Origin of the sequence: Thiobacter sp. AK1 (assembly GCF_039822265.1) — a bacterium.
Classification (GTDB): domain Bacteria; phylum Pseudomonadota; class Gammaproteobacteria; order Burkholderiales; family Thiobacteraceae; genus Thiobacter; species Thiobacter aerophilum.
In genome coordinates this window covers 62,890-78,395 of sequence record NZ_JBAJEX010000011.1, presented here as the reverse complement: position 1 = coordinate 78,395, position 15,506 = coordinate 62,890, and the positions used below count along the sequence as shown (strand labels likewise).

The window sequence follows — 15,506 nt, the reverse complement described above, 5'->3', positions numbered from 1 at the left end:
AGGCACCTCCTCGGTACCCAATAAAACCGGACAACCATCGTGCTACAAGTCCGGACAGTTTATTTGCTCTCTACACCAGTGAAGAAAAAAGTTGCACAAAAGGTTAGAATATTAGATAATGCTTATACCAAGTCGTGCTTACGCGTCTGTGAGCGATTTGGCGTTGTCTCCTCCTCCATCCTCCTCCTTTGGTGGATTTGAAGCGCGGGTTGCCCCCGCGCTTTTTTTTTGGCTGCATCTTTGGCAGGCGACCTCGGCGCCGCTACCATGCCGTTTTTTCGGAACAGACCATGAGTCAGTCCCACATCGTCGATGCAAGCATCCTGGATGCCCTGACCGGGGAGGCGCGCGCCCATCCCCGCAGGCGCAAAAATCTCAATTTCCACGCCTGTGAAAGCGCCGCCTGCCAGCGGCTGCTCAACGCGATCGAGCCCGGCAGCTATGTGCCGCCCCACCGACACCTGGATCCCACCAAGGACGAATCCATTGTCGTGGTGCGGGGACGGCTGGGGGTGATGATCTTCGACGACGGCGGCGGGGTGCGCGAGATGGGCATCCTCGTTCCGGGTGGCAAGGTGGTGTTGGTCAATGTGCCCCATGGCGCCTATCACACGGTGATCGGTCTTGAGCCCGGCACGGTATTTTTCGAGGCCAAGGCCGGGCCTTATCGGCCCTTGACGCCGCACGAGCGGGCCCCGTGGGCGCCCCAGGAAGGCGAGCCGGGTTGGCAAGACTATCTTCAGTCCTTGGCGCGGCGCCTCATGGCGGGGTGACAATCCGCGCTGGGTAGCCGCCTGAAGTCGTCGAACACGCCGTCGGCTGCTTCCACTTCCATGCCTTCCACCTGGGCCAGCTCGGGCCCGCGCCGCGCCCAGGCGATGAGCTGGGCGACGGCGGTGGCCGTGCCATGAACCACGGCCTCCACGCTGCCGTCCGAGCAGTTTCTGACCCAGCCGGTCACGCCCAGCGCCAGCGCCTGCTGGCGCATGGATTCACGAAAGAAAACGCCCTGCACCCGGCCGTGGATACGCAGGCGCCGCGTGATTTTCTCCATGTTACTCATGGGGTTTTGGCTCGGCTTTTCGAACTGCTGGCAAGAGTAAACAAGGACTATTTACAGAACGGTTGCGATTGAGCGAAGGTTACCTCATCGACGCGCGAAGGCGTCGGTATCGTTTCGAATCTGACAAAGGAGACAACTATGCTGCATCGAATCAAACACCTCGCGGTTCTTGCCATGGCTGCGACACTGGCGCTTACCGGCTGCGCTGCCCAGCAATCCGCCAATGCGCCCGTGAAAGCCGTCTATCACATCAACGATAGCAGCAACGCCACGGCGGCGCTGCGCAATATTCAGAATCACCTCAATGCCGATCCACAAGCCAAGATAACCGTCGTGACCCACGGCAATGGCATCGACTTCCTGCTGGATGGTGCCACGGACAAGAATGGCAATCCCTACAACATCCCCGTCGAAGAGCTGATGGCCAAGGGCGTGGACTTCCGGGTCTGCAACAACACCCTGACCAGCCGCAAGATCGACAAGAGCAAGGTGCTGCCTGGGGCGAAGATCGTGCCCTCAGGCGTGGCCGAACTGGCCAAACTCCAGGCACAGGAAGGCTACGTGTACGTCAAGCCCTGAGCGCGTGGATGCGGGGAAGAAGCGGCCTGCGGGCCGCTTTTTCATTGTCATCGCCTGGCAAACGAGGCGGAATGGCAAAGCATCGTATCGCCAGGCCGCCGTCGTGGCTGCGGGCGACTAAGGGGCGCCTGCGCCAGCCCGGGCTACCTGACCCGCATGCCGGGCTGGGCACCGCTGTCCGGGCTGATTAGGTAGAGGCCCGGGCCCTCTCCGGAGGCAGCGAGCACCATGCCCTCGGATATCCCAAACTTCATCTTGCGCGGCGCCAGGTTGGCCACCATCACCGTGAGACGCCCGGTCAAGGTGGCGGGATCGTAGGCGGACTTGATCCCCGCGAACACCGTGCGCGGTTGCGGCTCACCCACGTCGAGGGTGAGTTTGAGCAATTTGTCGGCGCCTTCCACGGCCTCTGCCCGGAGGATGCGGGCGATGCGCAGGTCCACCTTGGCGAACTCGTCGATGGAAATGAGCGGCGCGCCATCCGTCACCTTCGCCGTTTCTCTGCCCGCGGCAGAGGGTTGGCTAGAAGGGGAGAAAGCGTGCTGCTGTTTTTCCCCGTGGCGTGCTTGGGAATGCGCGTCGGGGTGGGGTGCGTCCAGGCTTTCCCGATTCGCGGCGAGCAGGGCGTCGATTTGCCTCTTCTCCACCCGCGTCATGAGATGGCGGTAGGGCTTGATGACGTGTCCTTCTAGCAGCCGCTCGGCATCCCCCCAGGTGAGGGGCGGAATGGCCAGGAAGGTCTCCACGTCCTGCGCGACACGGGGCAACACGGGTTTCAGATAAAGCGTGAGCAGGCGGAACAGGTTGATGCTCAGCGAACACACCTGGTGCAGCTGGCGCGCCTGGTTGGGATCCCGCGCCAGTTCCCAGGGTTTGTGTTCATCCACATACTGGTTGGCGAGATCGGCGAGGCGCATGATCTCGCGTACGGCCTTGGCATACTCCCGCGCTTCGTAGAGGGCGGCAATGGCAGAGGCGGCCGCGCGGGTTTCCGTCAGCGCCGGGTGGGGGGGCAGGGCGTCCGCCAGCCGGCCACCGAAGCGCTTGCTGATGAATCCGGCGCTGCGGCTGGCGATGTTGACGTACTTGCCCACCAGGTCGCTGTTGACGCGGGCGATGAAGTCTTCCAGGCTGAGGTCGATGTCCTCCATGGTGGCGTTGAGCTTGGCCGCGTAGTAGTAGCGCAGCCATTCTGGATCGAGACCTTGCTCCAAGTAGCTGCGGGCGGTGATGAAGGTCCCCCGCGACTTGGACATTTTCTGGCCGTCCACCGTGAGGAAGCCATGGGCGAAGATCTGGGTGGGCGTGCGGTGGCCGGAGAAGTGCAGCATGGCCGGCCAGAACAGGGCGTGGAAGTAAAGAATATCCTTGCCGATGAAGTGGTAGAGCTCGGCATCCGAGCCCGTTGCCCAGTAGGCGTCGAAATCCAGACCGAGGCGCTGCGCCAGATGGGCGAAGCTCGCCATGTAGCCGATGGGTGCATCCATCCACACGTAGAAATACTTACCGGGCGCGTCTGGGATCTCGAAACCGAAATAGGGGGCATCGCGTGAGATGTCCCAGTCCTGTAGGCCTGCCGCGAACCACTCCCGCATTTTGTTGGCGGCTTCCTCTTGCAGATGGCCGGCCTGGGTCCAGCTCTCCAGGAAGGCCCTACAACGCGCATCGCTCAAGCGGAAGAAATAGTGCTCGGACTGCCGGCGCACGGGGGTTGCGCCAGATATCGCGGAATAAGGATGGATGAGCTCGGTGGGCGTGTAGCTCGCGCCGCACACCTCGCAGCTGTCGCCATACTGATCCTTGGCGTGGCACCTGGGACATTCGCCCTTGATGAAACGATCCGGCAGGAAGATCTCCCGTTGCGGGTCGTAGAACTGCTCGATGGTGCGCACCTCGATGAGTTTCGCCGCATCGCGCAGGGTGCGGTAAATGGCTTCGGCCAGACGGCGGTTTTCCTCGGAGTGGGTGGAATAGTATTCGTCGAAGCCGATGTGAAAACCCGTGAAGTCGCGCAAATGCTCCGCGTGCATGCGTTCGATCAGCTGCTGCGGACTGATACCTTCCTTTTCCGCGCGCAACATGATGGGAGTGCCGTGGGTGTCATCGGCACACACGTAGTGGCAGGTGTGGCCTTGCATTGTCTGGAAGCGCACCCAGACGTCCGTTTGGACGTATTCCACCAGGTGGCCGAGATGGATGCTTCCGTTGGCGTAGGGCAGGGCGGAGGTGACTAGGATCTTGCGCGACATGGCAGCCTTGATAAAAGCCCGTATTCTAGCCGCCGCTCGCCTCCTCCGCAGCGGGAAGGCGCCCGGGGTGGTGCCTTGTCCCATGCCTCGTCGGGGTTATTCCATGATTTTTCAGGAAATTTTTGCCCAGCGCGGGAGAAACGCTATAGAATGGCCATCTTTCCGGTTGTCCTTGAGTAGGGAGTAAGCCAAGCATGTCCATTACCGAAAGCCAAGTCCAGGAAGCCCTCAAGGGCGCGGTGGATCCCAACATGCAGAAGGACTTCGTCAGTGCGAAGACCGTACGCAACATCAAGATCGAGGGTAACGACGTCAGCTTCGACATCGTTCTGCCCTATCCCGCCAAGACGGTGCAGGGGGAGATTGAGGCCCTGGCGGAGAATGCGGTGAAAAGTCTCCCGGGTGTGGGCAAGGTGACGGCCAACGTCGCCTGGAAGATCGTCGCCCATGCGGTGCAGCGGGGCGTGAAACCGGTGCCGGGCGTGCGCAACGTGATCGCCGTGGCTTCTGGCAAGGGCGGGGTGGGCAAGTCCACCACCGCCGTCAACCTGGCCCTGGCGCTGGCCGCCGAAGGCGCCAAGGTCGGCATCCTGGATGCCGACATCTATGGTCCGTCTCAACCCACCATGCTGGGCATCACCGGCAGGCCGGAAGCTGCCGAGGATGGTCAGCACCTTCTGCCCATGCTGGGCCATGGCCTGCAGGCCATGTCGATCGGCTTCCTGATCGACGTGGAAACGCCCATGGTCTGGCGGGGTCCCATGGTCACCCAAGCCCTGGAGCAACTACTCAACCAAACCAAGTGGGAGGACCTCGATTACCTGGTGGTGGACTTGCCGCCGGGCACCGGCGACATCCAGCTCACCCTGGCGCAGCGGGTCCCGGTTACGGGTGCGGTGATCGTCACCACGCCCCAGGAAATCGCCCTGATCGATGCGCGCAAGGGGCTCAAGATGTTCGAGAAGGTGAACATCCCCATCCTCGGCGTGGTGGAGAACATGAGCATCCACATCTGCTCCAAGTGCGGCCATGAGGAGCGCATCTTCGGCGAGGGCGGTGGCGAGCGCATGTGCAAGGACTACAACGTGGAATTCCTGGGTGCCCTGCCGCTGGACATCCATATCCGGGAACAGGCCGATTCCGGCAAGCCCACAGTGGTGGCGGACCCCGACAGCCGCGCAGCCCAGATCTACCGCCAGATCGCGCGCCGGGTGGCGGTGAAGATCGGCGAACTGGCCGCGGATCATTCTGCCAAGTTCCCGAACATCGTTATCCAGAATACCTGACGTTTCCACCGGTTCGGCGCGGCGGCCCGAGTTGTTCTACAATGTCGGGCCCCGCGCCTTGCTATTTCCCCGGGCAGGAACGAGATGAGCATCAAATCGGACAAGTGGATCCGCCGCATGGCCCTCGAGTACGGCATGATCGAGCCGTTCGAGCCCAATCAGGTCAAGGAGATCAATGGGCAGCGCATCGTGTCCTACGGCACCTCGAGCTATGGCTACGATATCCGCTGTTCCAATGAATTCCGCCTGTTCACCGACATCAACACCACCATCGTCGATCCCAAGAACTTCGATCCCAATTCCTTCGTCGAGGTGACGGGCGATTACTGCATCATTCCGCCCAATTCCTTTGCTCTGGCGCGCACGGTGGAGTATTTCCGTATTCCGCGCAACGTGCTCACCATCTGCCTGGGCAAGTCCACCTATGCCCGCTGTGGCATCATCGTCAACGTGACGCCCTTCGAGCCGGAATGGGAAGGCTATGTGACGCTGGAGTTTTCCAACACCACGCCCCTGCCGGCGAAGATCTACGCCAACGAGGGGGTGGCGCAGGTAATCTTCTTCGAGTCCGATGAACCCTGCGAGGTGTCCTACAAGGACCGGGGCGGCAAATACCAGGGGCAGCGCGGCGTCACCTTGCCGCGCATCTGAGGCCCGGAAGGCGCTGCGGCCGGCTGCTCGTGCGTTTTGCCCATGACCCGCCGCGCAAGAGGCGGCGCCTGTGATACATTCTTGCCACCCGAAACCGCGCGCCGGCGCGCCCCGGCACTTCCACGTCTTGCGGAATGAACCATGCGCTTTCGTTTTCCCATCGTAATCATCGACGAGGACTTCCGCTCCGAGAACGCCAGTGGCATCGGCATCCGTGTCCTGGCCAAGGCCATCGAGGACGAGGGCATGGAGGTGCTGGGCGCCACCAGCTATGGCGACCTGGCATCTTTTGCCCAACAGCAAAGCCGAGCGTCGGCCTTCATCCTGTCCATCGACGACGAGGAGTTCTCCACGCCCGAACTAGCCGAGCATGCGGTATCCCAGATCCGCGCCTTCGTGGAAGGCATCCGCTTCCGCAATGCAGACATCCCCATCTTCCTCTACGGCGAGACGCGCACCTCGCGCCATATTCCAAACGACGTCCTGAAAGAGCTGCACGGCTTCATTCACATGTTCGAGGATACGCCGGAATTCATTGCCCGCTACGTGGTGCGCGAGGCGCGCGCCTACCTGGATTCGCTGCCACCACCTTTCTTCCGCGCCCTCACCCATTACGCGGCGGATGGTTCCTATTCCTGGCATTGCCCCGGACACTCCGGTGGTGTTGCGTTCCTGAAGAGCCCGGTGGGGCAAATGTTCCACCAGTTCTTCGGGGAGAACATGTTGCGAGCCGACGTATGCAACGCGGTAGAGGAACTGGGGCAGCTGTTGGACCATACCGGCCCGGTGGCGGCGAGCGAGCGCAACGCGGCGCGTATCTTCAATGCCGATCATCTGTTCTTCGTCACCAACGGCACCTCCACCTCGAACAAGATTGTTTGGCATTCCACCGTGGCACCGGGCGATGTGGTGGTGGTGGATCGCAACTGCCACAAGTCCATCCTCCATGCCATTACCATGACGGGTGCCATTCCCGTGTTCCTCACGCCCACGCGCAACCACTACGGCATCATCGGGCCGATTCCCCTGGATGAATTCCGCTGGGAGAACATCCAGAAAAAAATCGAGGCCCATCCCTTCGCGCGTGAGGTGAAGCGGCCACCCCGTGTGCTCACCATCACCCAGAGCACCTATGACGGCATCCTCTACAACGTCGAAACCATCAAGCGCATGCTCGATGGCAAGATCGATACGCTACATTTCGACGAGGCCTGGCTGCCGCACGCGGCCTTCCACAGCTTCTACAAGGACATGCACGCCATCGGCCGCGACCGGCCGCGTCCGCAGAAGTCCATGCTGTTTTCCACCCAGTCCACACACAAGCTGCTGGCTGGCTTGAGCCAGGCGTCGCAGATCCTGGTGCAGGACTCGGTGGAGCGCAAGCTGGATCGTGACGTGTTCAACGAGGCCTTCCTCATGCACATGTCCACCAGCCCCCAGTACGCCATCATCGCCTCCTGCGACATTGCCGCCGCCATGATGGAGCCGCCGGGCGGGACCGCACTGGTGGAGGAGTCCATCCTCGAGGCGCTGGATTTTCGGCGCGCCATGCGCAAGGTGGAGCAGGAGTTCGGCGGTTCCTGGTGGTTCAAGGTGTGGGGACCGGAGCACTTGGCGGAGGAGGGCATTGGTAGCCGCGAGGACTGGATGCTGCGGGATAACGAGCGCTGGCACGGGTTCGGCAACCTGGCGCCAGGCTTCAACATGCTCGACCCCATCAAATCCACCATCATCACCCCGGGGCTGGACGTGGAAGGGGATTTCGCCGATTCCGGTATCCCAGCGGCTATCGTCACCAAATACCTGGCCGAGCATGGTGTGATCGTCGAGAAGACGGGGCTGTATTCCTTCTTCATCATGTTCACCATCGGCATCACCAAGGGGCGCTGGAACACGCTGCTCACCGCTTTGCAGCAGTTCAAGGACGACTACGACCGCAACCAGCCCCTGTGGCGGGTACTGCCGGAATTCGTGGCCAAACATCCCCGTTACGAGCGCGTGGGCCTGCGCGATCTATGCGATTCCATCCACGGCATCTACCGGGCCAACGACATCGCCCGGTTGACCACCGAAATGTATCTCTCGGAAATGGCCCCGGCCATGAAGCCCACCGACGCCTTTGCCAAGATGGCGCACCGGGAAATCGAGCGCGTGGAAATCGATCATCTAGCCGGTCGCATCACGGCGGTGCTGCTTACCCCCTATCCGCCCGGCATTCCCCTACTGATCCCGGGCGAGCGCTTCAATGGCACCATCGTGCGCTACCTGCAGTTCGCGCGGGAATTCAACGAGAAATTCCCCGGCTTCGAGACCGACATCCACGGCCTGGTGGCGGAGGAGATTAATGGCCAGATGCGCTATTTCGTGGACTGCGTAGCGGCGTAGAGCGGTCGCAAACCTCCTACCGGTCTCAAGAATCGCCCGTAAGCTGCTGAGTGGTCGATAGAAAGAGGCCACGAAACCCTTGCCATTTCGGCTTGCCGGCGGTAAGGTTATGGGCATGGCGCGACGCGCTGCCTCGACTGAATAACCTGTAACTCAAGAACACAGGGAGGACGACGCTAATGCGGAGCATGCAGCCCATTTTTGCGGCCCTCTGCCTGTCTCTCGTCTCCGCGGCGGCGGGCGCCGACCCCTGTGCGGTGCCCAGTCCGGCTGGTGCGGCGCCCTGTGCGGCGGCGGTGCGTGAGGAGCCCGATCCCATTGCCGTCCGCATCCGTCAGTACGAGACCGAACTGACCGAGCGTCTGCGTGGCGATCCCGAGCTGCGTTCCTCCATGGCCTTGGTCATGGACGAGCGGACCGGACGCGTGATCTACGCCAAGAATCCGGACGTGCGCACGCCCATCGCCTCCATCACCAAGCTCATGACGGCCATGGTGACGCTGGATGCGGGCCTGCCTCTGGACCAAAAGATCACCATTTCCGACGACGACGTAGACCGTGTGAAGGGCACCCATTCGCGCTTGGCAGTGGGGACGGTGCTCACCCGCTACCAGTTGCTGCAGCTCGCCCTGATGTCCTCGGAAAACCGGGCTGCCGCTGCGCTGGCGCGAACCTATCCAGGCGGCACGGCCGCCTTCGTCGCGGCCATGAACCGCAAGGCGCAACGGCTGGGCATGCGCGATACCAGCTTCGTCGATTCCACGGGACTGCGGCCAGGCAACCAGTCCACCGCCGAGGATCTGGCCAAGATGGTGAAGGCGGCCCACGCTTATCCCACCATTAGCGAAATCACCACCACGGCGAGCTATGACATCGAGGTGCCGGTGTACAAACGGCACAAGGCGCTAGCGCGCGGCGGCGTGTTGCACCGCAGCATCGCCTACCGCAACACCAACAAGCTGGTGAGCGACAAGGAGTGGGAGATCGGCCTGTCCAAGACGGGTTACATCGCCGAGGCCGGTCACTGCCTCGTCATGCAAGCACAGATCGCCAACCAGCCTTTGATCATCGTCCTATTGGATGGCGACGGCAAGTTCACCCGCATCACCGATGCCAACCGCATCAAGCGCTGGCTAGAAAGCAGCTTCGCGAGCATCCGGCACGACGGCTGAGCCGACCCGCGAAAATCCCCCGATGGTGCCAGCGCCGTCGGTCTGAGCCGCACCGGCCATTTCCCCTTGGTGTGAACTAAAGCGCGCAGGCCGCGCACCTGGCCACAGCGCCCTGAGGCGGGCTCGCATGGCTGCGCCAGAAACAGTCTCCTCCAGCGCGCTTTACTGGCCGAGGGCTTCCTTTTCCATCAATAGATAGGTGTTGTTGTAGGCGTTGACACGGTTCGCCTCGTTGAAGGCGGGCAGCTTCTGCCAGCGCGACCAGTCGGTGCGGGCGTAGGCTTGCTCGAAGGGCACCATCTCCGCTACCGCCTGTCCCATGGTGCGGCGCAGGAAACCTAGATAATCGCGCGTCAGGGTGAGATCCGCGCGAGGATCGCGCGATAGGGCGCCATGTCCCGGCACCAGCACCCGGGCGGGGAAAGCCAACAGCTTATCCAGGGCGGCGAGCCAGGCGCGGCTATCCGCGTCTCCCACGAAGGGCACGCGCCCCTTGAACACGACATCACCGGCGTAGAGCACCCGATCCTCGTGCACATAAAGGGCCAGGTCTTCCGGCGTATGGGCTGGGCCCACATGACGCACGGAGAAATGCACACCCCCGAGCTCGAAATCGATATCGCCGCCAAGCCAGCGGTCCGCCGGCAGGACGTGGGTGTGCTCGTCCACCCAGGGAAACAGCTCCTCCCGGCGCTGGGCCAGACGCGCCTTTAGCTCCGGCGAGTTGAGGTAGTGGCGTGCGTCCTCATGCGCCCAGATCTCGGCGCCCGCGGCCTTGAACACCTGCAGCCCATAGATGTGGTCGGCATGATAGTGACTCACGATCACATAGCGGATGGGTGCCGTGGTGATGCGCCGGATGCGCTTGACGAGCTCGGCCGCCAGGGGCGGCGTGCCCAGAGCATCGAAGACCACGACCCCGGCGCCTGTCACCACGAAGCCGGCATTGGACATGAAGCCTTGGTTCGCGGCAGAGGCCGCACCTGGCAGCCCCTGCGCGTACCAACTGTGTTTGCCCACGCGCACCGGGTCCATGTTGACCGTTACCGGCGCATCCTGCGCGGCACTGGCGCACAAGGGCAAAAGCCACAGCAGAAGCCATTTACGCAGCATCATCTCCCCGCTGGTGAGCCAAAAAAAGAATGGAGTATTATAACCAGCGCCGCAACGCCATCCGTCACTTTCTAGGCCCAAGTGCGAGTCCCGCGGGAGTATCTCTTGCTCAAGAAAAATTGGCTGATCATTCTGCTTGCCTTCGTCCTGCCGCTGATCGCGGTATTCGCCTGGTGGGGTGGCTTCAATTCGGTGGAGATCAGCGAGGCGGAACGCGGGCCCTACCGTTTTGCCTACCTCGAGCACACGGGCGACTATGCCAGGCTCCCGGAAACCCAGGCGCGCGTGCGTGCCCTCATGGCGCAGCAAAATCTGGCCCGCGGCGCCGCCATCACGGTATTGCTGGACGATCCACGCACAGTGCCGAAGAACCAGCTCAGGGCACGCACCGGTTATCTGATCGCGCCCAGCGCGCAGCCGGCCACGCCGCTGCGGCTGGGTGAGATTCCCACGCGACGGGTGCTGGTCGCGCGCGTGCGCGCGGCGGCGCTGTTGGCACCAAGCAAGGCCTATCAAGCCCTGCACGATCACCTGGCCGCGCAGCACACGGACATCCGCATGCCCACGGTGGAAATCTACGATAGCCCGCCCGAGGTTTACCGGATAGGCGAGCTGTCGGTGGAGATGGAGCGTTGACATGGCGTTCCTGAGCCTGGTGGCGGTCATCCTGCTGGAACACTTCCAGCCCCTGCGTCACCGCTTGCAGATCTACGTGCAGTTCGCCCGTTATGCCAACTTCCTGGAGCGCCAACTCAATGGCGGCCGCTACCGCTATGGCATGCTGGCTTGGGCGCTGGCGGTGCTGCCGCCCGTGTTCCTGGTGGCGGCTGCGCATCAGCTGGCGGCAGGCGCCGGGACGTTGCTGGTCGTGGCCGTGGACGTGGCGGTACTCTACGTCACGCTGGGCATCCGCCATTTCACGGATACCGCGGCGCGCATCGCGGAAAAACTGCGCGCCGGGGAGATCGAGGCGGCTCGCCACGAACTGAGCCAATGGCACGGCACGGCGACCGAGGGCCTCGATGCCAACGCCCTGGCCCGTCTCACCATCGAGCAGTTGCTGTCTTGTGCGCACCGGCAGTTCTTCGGGGTGGCATTCTGGTTCGTGCTGCTGGGGCCCGCGGGTGCGGTGCTCTATCGCCTGGCACACGTGCTGTACCAGAAATGGGGGGTGCTGGATGTGCAGGAATTTGGGCGCTTCGGGCTGTTCGCCCAGGACGCTTTCCGCTGGCTGGACTGGTTGCCGGCGCGTCTAATCGCCTTGAGCTTCGCGGTGATGGGCAACTTCGAGGATGCCATTTATTGCTGGCGTGAGCAGGCTGCGGTCTGGGCCCAGCGCCTGCAGGGTATGGTGCTCGCTGCCGGCGCGGGTGCGTTGGGCGTGCGTTTGGGCGAGCCATTGGAATATCCGGGCCGGGTGGAAGTCCGGCCCGAGCTGGGGGTGGGGGCCAGCGCCGACCCCGAACACGTGGACAGTGCCGTGGGGTTGATCTGGCGCACCGTGGTGCTGTGGCTGGCAGTGTTGCTGTTGTGGACCTTGGCCGGGTACGCCGCCCGCTAAGGAACAGACGATGTATCAACCCGTGACCACCCTCGACCTGATGCGCCACGGCGAACCCGTGGGCGGTCGCAAGTATCGCGGCCAGACCGATGATCCCCTGAGCGAGAAAGGCTGGGCCCAGATGCGCGCGGCCATCGGCGAACAGCGACCGTGGCACCACATCGTCAGCTCGCCGCTCACCCGCTGCCGCGCCTTCGCCGAGGAGCTGGCACGCAAACAAGGACTGCCCCTCACGGTGGACGCCCGCCTGATGGAGGTGGGTTTCGGAGAGTGGGAAGGTCAGACGCCGGACCAGTTGCGTGCCCGCGATCCCGACATCATTGCCCGTTTTCGGCGTGATCCGGTCAACCAGCGCCCACCGGGCGCGGAGCCGCTGGAGGCTTTCCTGGCGCGGGTCGCCGCTGCCTGGGACGAATTGGTCGCCACCCATGCCGGCAAGCATCTGCTGGTGGTCTGCCACGCTGGGGTGATCCGGATGGCGCTTGCCCACGTGCTGGGCATTCCTCTCGCGCGCGCCTACCTTATCGACGTGCCTATAGCGGGCATCACGCGCATCACCATCGAGGGCAGCGGCCCGGACGCCCTTGCCCAGCTGCGTTTCCACGCCGGCTCCCTGTGAAGCCAGATTATCCCTTGGGACGCGGCAGGGGTGTGCCACGCGCGCCTGGGTTGCGCGAGACGGTCGCAGACCAGGCTGCACATCTGGCCGAGAAGTCGAGTGCGAGCCCGGCCGCATGGGGCGCCCGCACCCGCGTAGGCGCGGGCGGCATCCCAAAAAACCGTGATGAATGTCATGTGCCGTTTGGTTCATCCGGCACACGCCGGTCTAATGGATAATCCGGGTTGAACGCGCTCTGCCGCCTACTCCTGGCTAACCTGCTGCTTGCTGCGGCACTGGCGCTGCATGCCGAGACGCTGCAAATCGTCGATGACGCCGGCCGTGTCGTGCGGCTTGCGATTCCGGTGCAGCGCATCGTCACCCTGGCCCCCCATCTCGCGGAACTGGTGTTCGCCGCCGGCGCGGGGAATAGACTGGTGGGTGCATCGGCCCACAGCGACCATCCGCCCGCAGTCGCCAAGCTGCCCGTGGTGGGTGGACCGGGGCGGCTGGATCTGGAACGTATCCTGCTCCTGAAACCGGACCTGGTGCTAGCCTGGGGCTCGGGCGGCCAGCAGCTGGACGTGGCGCGCCTGACGGCGCTGGGCATTCCGGTGCTGGTGACCGAACCGCAGCGGCTGGAAGACATCGCGCGCCACATCGAACTCATCGGCCGGCTGGCCGGCACCGGCTACGAGGCGATGCGCGCGGCGTTCCAGGTGCGTGAGGCACTGCGCGGGTTGCAAAACCGTTACGCGGGGCGGGCCCCCGTGCGGGTGTTCTACGAGATCTGGCATACGCCGCTGATGACGGTGAATGGCCGGCACATCATCAGCGAGGCCATCACTCTTTGTGGGGGCCGCAATGTTTTTGCCGACCTTGCTCCCCTGACACCTACGGTGACCATGGAAGCCCTGCTTGCTGCCGACCCGGAAGTGATCGTGGTGAGTGGTGAGCGCGCGCAGCGCGACCGCTTGCTCGCCCAGTGGCGCGGGGCGTCCCGACCTGTCGCGGCCGCGCGGGGCCACATTTATTTCGCCGACGCCGATCTCATGCATCGGGCCACGCCGCGCATGATCGACGGCATCCGCCAGCTTTGCCAGGATCTGGAGCAGGCACGGCATTGAGGTTTGTGGGTTGTGCATATGCACGAAATGATGGTGCCTGGGGCGTTGTCACCCAGTTTTCACGTCGCGATAAGACACCTTCAGCGCCGCCGGCTCTTGTAGTAGTTGATGAGGCCGTTGGTGGAGCTGTCATGGCTGGCCACGGGTGCTGCGTCTTCCAGCTCCGGTTGGATTTTCTGGGCGAGTTGCTTGCCCAGTTCTACGCCCCACTGGTCGAAGGAATTGATGTTCCAGATCACGCCCTGCACGAATACTTTGTGTTCGTAGAGGGCAATTAGCTTGCCCAGGGTGGGTGGGTCGAGCTTCTGGAACAGGATGGAATTGGTGGGCCGGTTGCCCGGAAACACCTTGTGCGGCAGCAACTGTTTCAGCCGCCGACCGCGGATCCCCGCCGCTTCCAGTTCCGCGCGGGCCTCCTGTTCGGTTTTGCCGCGCATCAGCGCTTCGGTCTGGGCGAAAAAGTTGGACAGCAGAATCAGGTGATGCCGACCGATGGGATTGTGGCTTTCGATGGGCGCGAGAAAATCAGCCGGGACCAGACGCGTGCCATGGTGGATGAGTTGGTAGAAGGAGTGCTGCCCGTTTGTGCCAGGCTCACCCCACAGCACGGGACCGGTCGCGTAGTCCACCGTCTTGCGGTCGCGCCGCACCCGCTTGCCGTTGCTTTCCATGTCCAATTGTTGCAGATAGGCGGGGAAGCGGTGCAGGTATTGATCGTAGGGCAATACCGCATGGGTTTCCGCGCCGAAGAAATCCGTGTACCAGATGCCTAGCAGGCCCAGGATCACGGGTAGGTTTCGTTCCAGCGGCGCGGTACGGAAATGCTCGTCCATCTCGTGAGCGCCGGCGAGCATGGATTCGAAGGCGTCCATGCCGATGGTGAGGGCGATGGACAGCCCGATGGCCGACCAAAGGGAATAGCGCCCACCGACCCAGTCCCAGAACTCGAACATGTTGCGGGTGTCGATGCCGAACTTTTTCACTTCTTCGGCATTGGTGGACACCGCCACGAAGTGGCGTGCGATGGCTTTTTCGTTTTCGGCGGCGGTGAGCAGCCAGTCGCGCGCGGAGCGGGCGTTGGTGAGGGTCTCCTGGGTGGTGAAGGTCTTGGAGGAGACGATGAACAGAGTCGTCTCAGGATTGAGCACCTTGAGGGTTTCCGCCAAATGGGTGCCATCCACGTTGGAGACAAAGTGAGGCCGAAGGGGGCCCCACCACGGTTTGAGTGCCTCGGTGGCCATCACCGGCCCCAGATCGGAGCCACCGATACCGATGTTAACGATGTCGGTGATGGGTTTGCCGGTATAGCCGCGCCACGTGCCGCTGCGCACTTGATCGGAGAACTGGCGCATGTGGGCGAGTACCTGGTTCACCTTGAGCATGACGTCGCGCCCATCCACTAGGATGGGGCGGTTGCTACGGTTGCGCAACGCCACGTGCAACACGGCCCGCCCCTCGGTGAAGTTGATTTTTTCTCCGGCGAACATGCGCGCTACCTGTTCCATGACGCCTTCTTGCCGGGCCAGCTGGAACAACAGCCCCATGGTGCGTTCGGTGATGATGTTCTTGGAGTAATCGACCAGCAGGTCGCCCAGATGCAAGGAGAAGCGCGAAAAGCGCTCGGGATCACGCGCGAACAAATCGCGCATGTGTACGCTTGCCATTTCTTTGTGATGGGCCTTCAGCGCCCGCCAGGCGGGGCTACGCGTGAGCGCGCTCATG

General features: G+C 62.9%; 14 protein-coding genes. 10 read left to right on the top strand and 4 right to left on the bottom strand.

Annotated features, from left to right (window positions below; genetic code table 11):
• The first annotated feature begins 290 nt into the window (after nt 1–290).
• Entirely contained in the window at nt 291–773 is a 483-nt protein-coding gene (locus V6E02_RS11670; protein WP_347308978.1) for a WbuC family cupin fold metalloprotein, read from the top strand.
• On the opposite strand, the gene V6E02_RS11665 is transcribed toward V6E02_RS11670, so the two are convergent.
• Nucleotides 740–1,054, bottom strand: a complete 315-nt coding sequence (locus tag V6E02_RS11665; protein WP_347308977.1) for an acylphosphatase — start codon at nt 1,052–1,054, stop codon at nt 740–742. The genes V6E02_RS11670 and V6E02_RS11665 overlap by 34 nt on opposite strands.
• Nucleotides 1,055–1,201: 147 nt before the next feature.
• On the opposite strand from V6E02_RS11665, the gene V6E02_RS11660 reads away from it, so the two are divergent.
• Nucleotides 1,202–1,642 (top strand): DsrE family protein, encoded by a 441-nt coding sequence (locus V6E02_RS11660; protein WP_430626800.1) that lies wholly within the window; start codon nt 1,202–1,204, stop codon nt 1,640–1,642.
• Nucleotides 1,643–1,785: 143 nt separating this feature from the next.
• Here the strand turns inward: V6E02_RS11660 and metG are convergent, their stop codons facing one another.
• Nucleotides 1,786–3,891 carry a methionine--tRNA ligase gene (gene metG / locus V6E02_RS11655; protein ID WP_347308976.1) on the bottom strand — a complete coding sequence of 702 codons (2,106 nt, stop codon included), beginning with the start codon at nt 3,889–3,891 and terminating at the stop codon, nt 1,786–1,788.
• Between the two features lie 194 nt (nt 3,892–4,085).
• Here metG and apbC point away from each other — a divergent pair, with 194 nt between their 5' ends.
• The 4 genes from apbC to pbpG all read left to right on the top strand — a co-directional run bounded on the left by apbC (nt 4,086) and on the right by pbpG (nt 9,385).
• Nucleotides 4,086–5,177 (top strand): iron-sulfur cluster carrier protein ApbC, encoded by a 1,092-nt coding sequence (gene apbC / locus V6E02_RS11650; protein ID WP_347308975.1) that lies wholly within the window; start codon nt 4,086–4,088, stop codon nt 5,175–5,177.
• An 84-nt stretch (nt 5,178–5,261) separates the two neighbouring features.
• A complete protein-coding gene (gene dcd / locus V6E02_RS11645; RefSeq protein WP_347308974.1) occupies nt 5,262–5,828 on the top strand; it encodes a dCTP deaminase in 567 nt (188 codons plus the stop codon).
• A 141-nt stretch (nt 5,829–5,969) separates the two neighbouring features.
• On the top strand, nt 5,970–8,213 hold the full coding sequence (locus tag V6E02_RS11640) for an Orn/Lys/Arg family decarboxylase (protein ID WP_347308973.1): 2,244 nt from the start codon (nt 5,970–5,972) through the stop codon (nt 8,211–8,213).
• A 188-nt stretch (nt 8,214–8,401) separates the two neighbouring features.
• A complete protein-coding gene (gene pbpG, locus V6E02_RS11635; RefSeq protein WP_347308972.1) occupies nt 8,402–9,385 on the top strand; it encodes a D-alanyl-D-alanine endopeptidase in 984 nt (327 codons plus the stop codon).
• A gap of 162 nt (nt 9,386–9,547) precedes the next feature.
• Here pbpG and V6E02_RS11630 read toward each other — a convergent pair whose 3' ends face one another.
• A complete protein-coding gene (locus V6E02_RS11630) occupies nt 9,548–10,501 on the bottom strand; it encodes an MBL fold metallo-hydrolase (protein WP_347308971.1) in 954 nt (317 codons plus the stop codon).
• A 102-nt stretch (nt 10,502–10,603) separates the two neighbouring features.
• Here V6E02_RS11630 and V6E02_RS11625 point away from each other — a divergent pair, with 102 nt between their 5' ends.
• The 4 genes from V6E02_RS11625 (at nt 10,604) to V6E02_RS11610 (ending at nt 13,784) form a co-directional block, all read left to right on the top strand.
• A complete protein-coding gene (locus tag V6E02_RS11625; RefSeq protein ID WP_347308970.1) occupies nt 10,604–11,134 on the top strand; it encodes a GyrI-like domain-containing protein in 531 nt (176 codons plus the stop codon).
• Between the two features lies 1 nt (nt 11,135).
• Entirely contained in the window at nt 11,136–12,059 is a 924-nt protein-coding gene (locus V6E02_RS11620; RefSeq protein WP_347308969.1) for a CobD/CbiB family protein, read from the top strand.
• 10 nt (nt 12,060–12,069) lie between these two features.
• Nucleotides 12,070–12,678: a histidine phosphatase family protein gene (locus tag V6E02_RS11615; protein WP_347308968.1), complete on the top strand. Its 609-nt coding sequence runs from the start codon at nt 12,070–12,072 to the stop codon at nt 12,676–12,678.
• Between the two features lie 224 nt (nt 12,679–12,902).
• Nucleotides 12,903–13,784: a cobalamin-binding protein gene (locus V6E02_RS11610; RefSeq protein WP_347308967.1), complete on the top strand. Its 882-nt coding sequence runs from the start codon at nt 12,903–12,905 to the stop codon at nt 13,782–13,784.
• Between the two features lie 80 nt (nt 13,785–13,864).
• Here the strand turns inward: V6E02_RS11610 and pgi are convergent, their stop codons facing one another.
• The gene (pgi, locus tag V6E02_RS11605) at nt 13,865–15,505 is read right to left on the bottom strand and encodes a glucose-6-phosphate isomerase (protein ID WP_347308966.1); all 1,641 of its coding nucleotides are present in this window, start codon (nt 15,503–15,505) and stop codon (nt 13,865–13,867) included.
• Nucleotide 15,506: the final 1 nt, after the last annotated feature.

Bases quoted from the DNA above. Each gene is read 5' to 3' on its own strand.
- dcd (WP_347308974.1), top strand. From the start codon at position 5,262: ATGAGCATCAAATCGGACAAGTGGATCCGCCGCATGGCCCTCGAGTAC.
- pbpG (WP_347308972.1), top strand. From the start codon at position 8,402: ATGCAGCCCATTTTTGCGGCCCTCTGCCTGTCTCTCGTCTCCGCGGCG.
- pgi (WP_347308966.1), bottom strand. From the start codon at position 15,505: ATGAGCGCGCTCACGCGTAGCCCCGCCTGGCGGGCGCTGAAGGCCCAT.
- V6E02_RS11630 (WP_347308971.1), bottom strand. From the start codon at position 10,501: ATGATGCTGCGTAAATGGCTTCTGCTGTGGCTTTTGCCCTTGTGCGCC.
- V6E02_RS11640 (WP_347308973.1), top strand. From the start codon at position 5,970: ATGCGCTTTCGTTTTCCCATCGTAATCATCGACGAGGACTTCCGCTCC.
- apbC (WP_347308975.1), top strand. From the start codon at position 4,086: ATGTCCATTACCGAAAGCCAAGTCCAGGAAGCCCTCAAGGGCGCGGTG.
- V6E02_RS11620 (WP_347308969.1), top strand. From the start codon at position 11,136: ATGGCGTTCCTGAGCCTGGTGGCGGTCATCCTGCTGGAACACTTCCAG.
- V6E02_RS11665 (WP_347308977.1), bottom strand. From the start codon at position 1,054: ATGGAGAAAATCACGCGGCGCCTGCGTATCCACGGCCGGGTGCAGGGC.
- V6E02_RS11615 (WP_347308968.1), top strand. From the start codon at position 12,070: ATGTATCAACCCGTGACCACCCTCGACCTGATGCGCCACGGCGAACCC.
- V6E02_RS11660 (WP_430626800.1), top strand. From the start codon at position 1,202: ATGCTGCATCGAATCAAACACCTCGCGGTTCTTGCCATGGCTGCGACA.
- V6E02_RS11670 (WP_347308978.1), top strand. From the start codon at position 291: ATGAGTCAGTCCCACATCGTCGATGCAAGCATCCTGGATGCCCTGACC.
- metG (WP_347308976.1), bottom strand. From the start codon at position 3,891: ATGTCGCGCAAGATCCTAGTCACCTCCGCCCTGCCCTACGCCAACGGA.